We start from the raw sequence: 10185 nt of genomic DNA on the forward strand, positions 1-10185 counted from the left end.
AGGGGAAGGTCAGTGCCGAGGGGCCAAGCTCTCGCGCCCGGCCAGCACGGTCTCGACGAGCCGGCGCAGGGGGCGCAGGGAGCCCCCGCGGAAATGCCGAGCGACGAGCGCCGTCTCCTCGGGCGACAGGTCGGGCAGCCAGTCGGCCGAGAGCCCGCGCTCCTCGCGGACTTCGGCTACGATGGCGGCCGCGATCACCGGCAGGTCGACGGCGCGCGGGAGCGGCACGCGCAGGGTCCGCAGCCGGTCGAGCAGGGGGCCGGGAACGCCGGAGCGCTCGTTGGCCGTGGCGAGGAAGGTGACCGCGCTGAGGTTAACCGGGCATTCCAGGTAGCTGTCGAACAGCGCGCTCGCCGACGAACGCTCTAGGTAACCCAGCGCGGCGTCCGCAAAGGCCCCATTTCGGCGGTCGTGCGAGGCCTTCTCGATCTCGTCGAGGCAGATGACGACGGTCGCGCACCCGGCGCGCCGGATCGCCTGCAGCGGCACCGAGGCGCGCCCGGTCGACCACTGACGCGAGGTCGAGGTGAAGGACGCGTCGCTGGATCCTCCGACGCCGTAGAGCGTGAAGTCGAGCCCGAGGTAGGCGGCGATCCACCGTGCAAGCGCCGTCTTGCCCGAGCCCGGCGCGCCGAGCAGGAGCGTCGGCCGCAGCCAGGCGAACCGGGCGCCGACGAGGTCCTGCGCGATCGCCTCCAGGATCTCGCGCGCCCAGGGAAAGCGGGCAGCCCCGGCCTCGACGAAGGCCTGCGGATCCGGGGCCGGGCGCAGCGGCAGCGCCTTCGCCGCGATCGCATCGTACTCGGCGCGCGGCGTGTCGCGGCGGTCCTGTGCGACCTTCGAGGGGGCCGGCAGGTGATCGAGCGACGGCACGACGACGAGCGACGGCGGCGCCGCGGCCGCCCTCCGCGCCGCGCCCTCGTCGAGGATCCGGCGCGCCCGTCCAACGGCCATGATCTCCTCCGCGGAGAGCTCGCCCGCCGGCACGTCCGGCAGGTCGAGGAGGAGGTCGCCGTCCTGAAGGAGCGGCTCGGCCAGGGGCGCGGCTTGCTGGCCTGCGCCCCCGCGCAGGATTGCGTCTTCGTCTTCGACCATCCGGATCGCCGAGCCGATCGTCGTCCACGCCTGGACCCACGCGGCGGCCTCGACGTCGAAGGTCTCCAGGCGCGGATAGCTCGGGCCGGGCACGTAGGGCACATCCCGGAAGGTGGCCTGGGCGTCCTCCGCGCGGAGGAGCGCGTGCCGGATGGCCAGGAACGCCCGGTCGAGCATGGCGGCCCGGACCTGCATGACCGCCATGCTGAGGAGCTCGGCCGCGAGCCGGGCCGAGGCGAGCTCACAGCCGAGCTCCGCGAGGTGGAAGACGAGCACCCCGCCAACGTCCCGGACGAGGGCGAGCGTCGGCGTCGGCAGGCCGACGCGGAGCGCCTCGCTCGCGAGCATGCGCTCGACGGTGGAGATCCTGCCGACCGTGGCCTCCTCGATCGCGGCGGCGATCGCGGTGTACGTGCGGTCGCGCAGGCCCGACGCCCCGAGAAGGGGCTGCAGCCGGGCGCGCAGGTCGGCCACCGCGTCGTGGCCGTACATCCCTCCGCCGTAGAGCAGCTGCACGCGGGTGCGGGTGTCCTGCCCGTCGCGAGGGCCGGCGAACGGGCGCGGGTCGAGGATAGCGGCGCGCACGGCGGCGGCCGACGAGGCGTCGTGCTTGGGCATTGGGGAGAGCTCGCAGGGTACGGGATCAGGATGCGCGAAGGGCGCCGAGCAGGTGGCTCAGGCGGCGGCGTTCCGTTTCCGTATCAAGCGAGCGGTCATCACGGCGGGGCGATCCCTGCGGGTGAAGGGTCACGATGCCCTGGACCCGGCCCCCTGTCGAGCCGTTCCGTGCCGGCGCCTGTGGACGCCTGCCGGCTTGGTCAACGCCCCCTCAACGACGCTGCTCGAATCCCGGGGATCGGTCGACCTGACAATATCAGGACACGCTCCGCCTGCGACGAGGGGTACGACAGCGCTCCGATCCTGACCGATTTCAGCATCGCCAGGTCCATCACGTTGTAGAGCCTATTCAGGTCAACCAGGCGAAGTCCCCCCGTGGTTGGCCGAAGACCAGCATTGTGCTGCCGACCAGCTACCCAGGTGGCGGCGAAGCCGGCCGGTAAGCCGGAATCCCCACCACCTTGGCACTGCGGCAACGGTGTCGATCAGCTCGGACCTCAGGCAGCGGATGCGGTTACGCCTCGTTGAAGCCTGGAGCAGGCTCCTTTACCTTTGCGAGTTCGAGAGCCTTCAACGGACGGCGTTCGAGTTCGAAGGTGTTCACGCACCGGTCCGTCGGGCGGGCCTCGGTCCCGAGCAGCCTCCCGACCGCCCCCGGGTCCGTCCGCCACAAGGGATGGACGACGACGAGCCTCGCCGCTTCCGCCCCGGCGCCCTCGACGATGCACGGAAGCCCGATGCGGCCGGAGGTCTCGACGCGGAGGGAGCCCGGCCGCATCGCGGCGACCGACGCGGCTAGGTTCCGGGCACGCGCGAGCCAGTCCGAGAGCTCCGGCTCGGCGAAGCTCCCGTCGGCGCCGCCGGCATAGCCCGGCGTCACCATGGCCCGAAGGTACGCGATGCCCATGCGCCAATCGAGAAGGCTGTGGGACCGCCGGTTCCCGTACTGCTGGACGCAGCGGTAGCAGGACGTGTGGCAGTTCGACCTATGCGTCGGCTCCAGGAGGACGTTCATCGGCCACGCCTCCGCATCCCCCAGGATCTCGCCGATCATGTGGAGGATCTCGGGCCTGCCGTCCGTCCGCGGCTCGCCGAGCCGGCGGCACAGGCCCGAGCCGTTGATCAGCGCGTCGGCGACTTGGATGAGGGGCTGCGTGCCCCGCAGGCGCGGCTCCAGGGGCTCGAACTCGTCGGGCGAGACGTCAAGCGCGAGCGCGGCCTTCTGGACGAGGATGTGCGTGGCGCTCACGGCGGCGGCGCGTGCCGCCGTGCTCGACATGCGCCCCTGCTTGGCGACCATGTCGAGGTTGAGCCGCCTGTCGAAGGAGAGGAGCTCCAGGTAGAGCGCGTCGGTCTCCTTGCGCGCGACCAGGCCGAAGGCTTCCTCGACCGGGACCCCGTCGCGCCACCGCCCCCGCTCCTCCTCGCTCGCGAGTTCGGTGTCGACCGCTTGGCACACGAGGTTCGTGGCGCGCAGCGCGGGCTGCCCCTTGAGGACCCAGGTGTCGCTCATCTCCTGCACCGCGAACCGGGTCGGCTCGCCGTCCTCGCCCGTCGCGCCGTCGTTCAGGTGCATGACCGTGACGCCGGCCCCGCTCCAGACCTTCACGTTGCCGCAGTCGTGACCTTCGCCGTGGCGCAGGACCGTCGCCACGGTGCGGGTCGACATGATGCCGACGTCGTCCGGCTTGTTCGCCTCCGGCCTGAAGTCGGTCCGGAAGGCTGCCGGCGTCACGTACCAGGCGAACTCGTCCGGGTGGACATCCGCACGGCAATCGTCGCAAGCGACGTGTTCGTCCGGGCGCTGCGGCCTGTAGGCCGCGGAGCCGCAGGCGGCACAGCGGGCGACGTAGGCGCGGTCGCTGACCCAAGGGCTCAACGGCGCCTTGACGTCGATGCGGTTGGCGTTCTCGCGCTCGGCCTCCGGGAGGGTGCCCGTAAAGCCGATGACCCTGTGCTTGAGCTTGTCCTTCGTCAGCAGGGCGCCGGGGGCGTACTCGAACACCGCGAGCTCCACGTCGCGGTCCATCGTCGACCAGTCCCAATCGTCCTGCCCGTTGGTCTTTGTGCCGGTCTCGACCAAGCCGGTGTAGAGCTGCCTCACCCGGGTGGGCATGCCGTACATCGGCAGTAGCCCGCGCTCGGCGAGGAACTGGGCGAGCCCGGAGCGCCCGGCGGGCCGCGCCTCGCGAAGGTCCAGGATCTCGCCGACCAGGGTGTCCGGAACCGCCCACAGCAGGAGTTCGGTGCGGTGCTCGTCGGACAGGACGGACGCCTCGACGAACCGCCTCATGGCCGGTTCGGTCGCGGCGAGCGCATCGCGCAGCCGTTGGGGCCAGGGCGAAACCTCCGCGTAGAACGCGTCGGTCGGCACGAATTCGCCGTGAATATCCGGCGGCACCAGGCCGTCGCCGGGATAAGGTTGGCCGGCACTCCCGCACGCATCGCGCAGGCGCGCGAACGCCGCCCTGAGCCAGACCTTCCGGAGCAGCCGCCTCGGGATCGGGAGATGGTCGGCGGCCAGGAAGGGCGGTGGCGGCGCGTCGCCCGTGATCGCGCGCGGGTGGCGGAAGTAATACTCGTCGTGGCTCCGGCCCCGGCAGAACGTCGTCACGAATGAGAACGCCTGCCCGCGGCGCCCGGCGCGCCCGACCCGCTGCTGGTAGTTGAACCTCTGTGGCGGCATGTTGGCTTGCAGCACAGTTTGCAGCGAGCCGATGTCGATGCCGACCTCCATGGTCGTGGTGACAGAGAGGAGGTCGATCTCCTTGTCCGCCTTCAGCAGCGCGTCCGGCTCCTCGCCCTCGGCCCCTACGAAAATTCCCTTGAACCGGCGCAGACGCTCCGAGAAGTCGTCGGTCTGGCCGGTCAGCTCCTCGCACTTGATCCCGAAGCGGCGGACGTTCTCCTCCCTGCCGCGGACGATGCGGCGCCCGAGGAAGTTCGCGTTCCACAACTCCTCCACGGTGCCAGACGCCTCGCGCGGCAATTCTTTCCTGCAGCGGGTGCAGACGCCGTAGCCCGGCCTGAGGTGGACCCGCTCGCAGGAGCCGCAGCGCCAGTAACGGTCGCCGGCTTCCGACATGCGCAGGAAGAGCTTGCCGACCCGGATCACCCCGCCCCCGTGTCCCTCGCGGTCGAGGTCCGACAGCACCTGCGCGAACCGCGCGGAGGCGTCCTCCCCGAATACGACCCGCGCGTAGCGGCTGACCTTGTTCCGCTGAGGGACGTTCTCCAGCCGGCGCCACTCCCTGTTCCGCTCCCAGGAGAAGTATTGGTTTTCCTCGACCCGGTACGCCCCGGCGAAGACCCGGAGCCAGGCGTCCAGGCGGTCGACCTCCTCCCCGGCCTCGGCCGAGACCGACGGGTAGCCCAGGCCGGTCTCCTCCAAGGCGAAGAAGGTGTTCGAGAAGATCACATCGTCGACGAGTTCGGATTGTGCCCTGAGGATGGCTGTCCCGAGGTCCCGCTTCTCGACGGTCGTCAGGTTCGAGGCGAAGTCCGCCTTACCACCGCGGAGGCTGAACGCCTTGTACCAGGGCTGCCCCTTGAAGGTCTTGCGACCGACCTCGTCGAAGGGGTGGATGCCGAGGCGCACCAGCTCGGACATCACGTAGGAGATGTTGCCGCCGCTGCCGTCCTCGTCGTCCCGGTACTGCAGCAGGCGGTCGACGCGCACCTTCCTCGCGGCGAGGTTCACGCCGCTATCGCTCTCGGCCTTATCCCACTCGGCATAGAGCTTGCGGAGCTCCTTCCGCCGGCCGGAGGCGATCATCTCATCCTCGATCCTCTCTTTCTCCTCCTCGCTCACGTAGGACTTACCGGCGGCCTCGATCATGCGAAGGGCTGAGTCGACGAAGACCTCGCGGCGCAGGTCGCGCAGGTGCAGGCGCTCGATCTCAAGCGCTTGGTTCGCCGCGTCCTGCCGGCTGTCCGAGAAGATGATGCTCTTGGGCTCTGCGCCGTCCTCGGTCCTGATGGCGTGCAGGAACTCGAAGAGTTCGGTCGAGACGAGCTGCGAAGCCTGCACGAAGCCGGTCCGGAACGCGCGGACCGGCGAGCGGGTGCGGATGGTCGAGGGCCTGTTGGAGTAGTCGGTGCCGCAGCGGGGGCAGGAGAACGGCTGCGCCGTCTTGCGCCCGCCCGGCCCAGCCGCCGCATCGGCCTGGAAGTAGACGTGGCCGCGGACCAGGCCCGGGCGCTCCTCGGCTTCGTAGGCCGACAGGACCCCGGTCACGGCGTCGAGCGTTGCGGTTTGCCACTCATCCCATCCGCCCTCCGGCAGCACCGGTCGGGCCGTCGAGGGCCAGAACACCGCGAACTGGTCGAAGGTCATGCGGTCGTACAGCTCGGGGGCGCCGCGGTCGGGCGCGCTTTCCAAGTCGGTCGAGGTCGGCAGCAGCTCGAACTGCCGCTCGTCCGCCGTGGCCTGCCCGCGCTGCCCCCCGAGGAAGAGGTCGCCGCAAGCCTCGCAGTAGAGCATCTCGAAGAGGCGCCGACCCTGTGCGCCATCGGCCCCCGGGGGACCGTGCGTGACGCCCCGCACGATGGTCAGGTCGGTGAACCGCGTCTTGCTGTCGTCCGAGGCCACAGGCGCCCCGAACAGCCCTTCGACGTTGCGGATGAAGGTGTGCACCCGGAAAGACGGCGTGCCGGTCGGCGCCTTCGCGCCCCAGGCACCGCCGTCCGGCAGGGCGCGCGCCAACATCAGGCCGCGCACCGCCTCGCGGTCCGCCGCGCCAAATACCTCCTTGCCGATGTCCGAGAGCGGCGTCGCTCGGGCTTGCCCCATCCCCGAGCAACCCCTCACGAGCAGCGCGGCGGCCCGGGCGGACACGGCGCCAGCGGCTTCCGCCGTCGCCGCCGACGCCAGGCCGAGGCTCTCGGCGAGCGCCCGCACCGCGGACGCGTTCGCGTCGGTCTCGCCGTAGGAGGCGACCAGACGGCTGCCTTCTGCTGCGGCCGCGAGGAGGGCCCTGAAAGGGGCGGGATCGACCTTCCCGGCCGGGGCGTCGACCTTCTCGGGGTCGCCGGGCACGACGCACGTGCTCCAGAACGCCGCGTCCGTGCGGCCCTCGGCCCCCGGCCCCGCATAGGTGCCGAACGGGGCGAACAGGTCCCGCAGGTACCGGCGGCTCTGCTCGCCGGCGTGGTCCTCCATCGGCAGCGAGGCGCTCGACGCCAGGATGCGGAGCTTGTGCCGGTGCTTGGGGTCGTCCAGCCCGAGCCGGGTGAGGAGCGATTTGACGAGGAATGCGACCTCGGTGCCCGCCGAGCCCCGCACCAGGTGGAGCTCGTCGAAGACAAGGTAGAAGTACGCGTCCTCGTCGGCCTCGATCCAGGCCCTCGTCTTGTCGAAGACTGCGTCCTCGACCTCCCGGGACAGCATCGCGCCGAGCATGGAGGCGTTCGTGACGAGGATGTCGGGCGGGCATGCCTGCATGTCCCAGCGCGACACCATCTCGCCGCCGTCCAGCGACGGGAAGATGTACTTGGTCTCCTCGAAGGACTTGCCCCCTGACCTGGACCGCGTCCGCGCGTCGTGGGCCCGGGCGTCCCTTTGGTCCTCCTCCATCCGCGACATGGCCAGCCGCAGCTTCGCGCCGCGCCGCGTGCGCCTGTTCCTCTCCACCTCGTCGTCGGCCAGGCGGGGATGGGTCTCGTGCCCGGTCACGGGGGTATCGCCCGTGTAGTTGCCGAAGAAGATCCTGTTCCCGTCGAAACGCTCGTCCATGACGGCGCGCGCGGCGTCGGAATCGAGCGCTTTCCTCAGCCGGACCATCTGGTCGGCGACGAGGGCGTTCATCGGGTAGAGGATCAGGGCGCGGACGGCCGCCGGCCGGTCGGCGGCCTCGCCGGTCCGCTGCGACCTGCGCCTGTTGAACCTCTGGCCCTTCCGCCACCACGTGTTCCCGAGGTAGCCGTCGTCCGGCCTCGACCACCTCACGGCTTCCGATGCCAGGCTCGCGAGGATCGGGAGCATGAAGCTTTCGGTCTTTCCGGACCCGGTTCCCGACGTGACGATGCTGGGATGGCCGGGGCGGATGCCGCGCTCCAGCATCCGCACCTGGTGTGTGTAGGGCGGGTACGACGATTTCCGCCTGAGCGCGCCATCGGCCTCGGCTCCGTCGAACAGCCCGCTCAGGGCGAGCTCGACGAATGCGCGCTGCGCTTCCTGGCTCAGGGGCGCGAGGATCTCGGTCCCGAGCAGTTGCTCAAGCGTGCGGTCGTTGGCCGCGTAGCGGAGGACCGGCTCGACGAGCGGTTCCGTGGCGAGCACGTCCGGGGTCAGCAGCAGCTCGCGCCTTTCCCGCGCCACTGCCGGGTCGGCGATGCGGAAGGAGGTGTCCACGTAGGACACGAAGAAGTCGTGCATGCGGGCGAAGCCGCCGACGGGATCCAACATGGCTGGCTCAGGCTCGGGCGGCGAGGTAGGGCATCTGCGTGGCGGCCTGCGGGACGGCTTCCTCCGACCCGAACAGGATGGCCTTGAGCGCGGCGGCCATGCGCGGTCCGTCCTCCGCGCCCAGGGCGGAGGACGCGGCGGCGTGGATGCGCGACAGCCTGATGGCCGCCGGAAGGTCCAGTCCGGCCGCGTGCTTGCGGAGGAACTTGGCAGCTTCCCCCGGATCGGGCTCGCAGCTCCCCTTGGCAAAGGCGGCGGGCGCCGCCGCCAGCTCCGCGAAGACCAGCGGGGCGACCGCCGCCGCGCCGTCGGCGAAGATGCCCTCGACGGCCACCATGGGGCCTTCCGCCGCCACCGCGGCGGCCTCCTCGGACTTCGGGTCCGCCACCGTGACGAGCGGGATGAGGGCGGCGGGAAGCCGGCCCTGCCGCGCCGCATCGGCCAGTTGCGGGTACCAGAAGCGCGCGCCCGAGCGCTCGGCGCGCTCCACGACGCCGAGGGCCGCGCATCCCTCGGCGGCGCTCGCCAGGGCGGCCGCCAGCGGCGTCGGGATGCCGGACCCGGCCCGGGCCCACAGGTCGTCGAACGTGATCAGCGTCGGGTCTGCGTAGAGCCTCGCCACCCGGCCGGCGGCCATTAGGCGCCCGGCCGCCTCCACGAAGCCGCCGGTATCCGGTCCGTGCAGGACCGGCACCTCGCCGGCCTCGACGAGGACCGCGACGCGCAGGAAGGTTTCCATGCCCGCCTGCGACAGCAGGCCCGCTTCCTCCGCGAGGCCGGCAAGGTCCCGCAGCCCGAGCCGGCGCTCGTTTCCGCTCCCGGGGGGCCACGGCGCCAGGACCGCGGGCACCGCCGCCGGCTTGCGCAGCGCGGCGGCATCCTCGCCGGCCTTGACCAGGCGCTCCACGATTTCGAGCTTGCTCCGCTCCTCGTCGGCGAGCGCCGCGACAGAGGCGGCGAGGCCCTGCCTGCGCCCTTCGAGCTCCTCCACCTCGCCAGCCAGCGAGGCGCGACGGGCGTCCATCCCGGCGGCGGCATCCTCCGCTTCCCGCAGCCGCTCAGCGGTCGCGGCTTCGACCGCCTTCATGCCCCTGCGGCGCGCTTCCGCGAGATCCTCGTCCCGCTTGGCGGCCTCGGCGGCGCAGCGCGCTTCCAGCGCCGCTATCTCCTCGGCCTCCAAGCCCGCGATGAGCGCCCGGACCTGCTCGTGCGCCGCGGCGCGCTCGGCGGCCATCTCGCGCTCGACCTCGGTCCGAACCGCGCTCTCCAGGGCTGGGCGGGTGGCCTCGGCGGCGTCCGCAGCGGCTTGGTCGATCAGTTCCCTGACGCTCGGGTCTGACATCAGCCCGGCCTTGAACAGGGTCAGCAGCTCGCGCTCCCCCGCGAGCCGGCGGGACAACGTGCCGGCCCGCTCGATCTCGGCCAACGTGCCGGCGTCGGCGCCGGCAAGGGTAGAGACGCGGCCGGTAAGGGCGTCGGTATGCTGGCCCAGCGCCCAGGCGAGCAGCGCGGCGATGTCCGGCCCGCGCCGTTCCGGGCCGAGCGCCGCCGCGGCCATGCGGATGTACTCGTCGTCCCGGGACCAGTTCAGCGTGCCCGGCAGCTGCTCCGCCCTGTGATGGTCGCAGAGCCTGGGCGCCGCGTGCTCGGCGCCGAGGTCGATCACGAGATCCGGGGTAAGGCGCCAGAGCGTCAAGGAGGCGAGGTCGGAACCGGAGGCCCGGTAGCGCCCGTCCTCGCCTTGCTGCAACTTCACCCGCACGAACGCCTCGGGCGAGACCTGCACCGACCATTCGCCTGCCGGGCCGGCCTCAAGCCCGGCCTCCACGACGAGCCGGCGGCGCCCTTCCGGCGAGACCTCGCCTCCTGCCGCCAGGAAGGGGGTGAGCCGGCGGGGGGAGGCGGCGCGGAAGCTCGCGGACGACCCGTGCCTGTCGTTCGGGACCGAGCCGAACGCGACCCAGTCGCCCTCCCTGAGCGAGTTGGCGACGATGCCGCGCACCTCGATCTGGCCGTGCTTCGGGAACAGCGCCCTGACGTCGGCCCTGGCCGACGTCAGGGCGCTG

General features: G+C 71.6%; 3 protein-coding genes. All 3 read right to left on the reverse strand.

Annotated elements, in window-relative coordinates; all coding sequences use genetic code 11:
• Positions 1-9 precede the first annotated feature (9 nt).
• The gene (locus MFF54_RS22860; RefSeq protein ID WP_096484908.1) at positions 10-1713 is read right to left on the reverse strand and encodes an AAA family ATPase; all 1704 of its coding nucleotides are present in this window, start codon (positions 1711-1713) and stop codon (positions 10-12) included.
• A gap of 514 nt (positions 1714-2227) precedes the next feature.
• Entirely contained in the window at positions 2228-8119 is a 5892-nt protein-coding gene (locus MFF54_RS22865; RefSeq protein ID WP_096484907.1) for a DEAD/DEAH box helicase, read from the reverse strand.
• A gap of 7 nt (positions 8120-8126) precedes the next feature.
• The coding region (locus MFF54_RS22870; RefSeq protein WP_238306517.1) for a hypothetical protein at positions 8127-10185 on the reverse strand (2059 nt) is incomplete at its 5' end.

It is taken from the genome of Methylobacterium gregans (assembly GCF_022179245.1).
In the GTDB taxonomy this organism is placed as follows: Bacteria; Pseudomonadota; Alphaproteobacteria; order Rhizobiales; family Beijerinckiaceae; genus Methylobacterium; species Methylobacterium gregans.

Excerpts from the sequence above, each read along its gene's own strand:
- MFF54_RS22860 (WP_096484908.1), bottom strand. The coding sequence starts at position 1,713 with ATGCCCAAGCACGACGCCTCGTCGGCCGCCGCCGTGCGCGCCGCTATC.
- MFF54_RS22865 (WP_096484907.1), bottom strand. The coding sequence starts at position 8,119 with ATGTTGGATCCCGTCGGCGGCTTCGCCCGCATGCACGACTTCTTCGTG.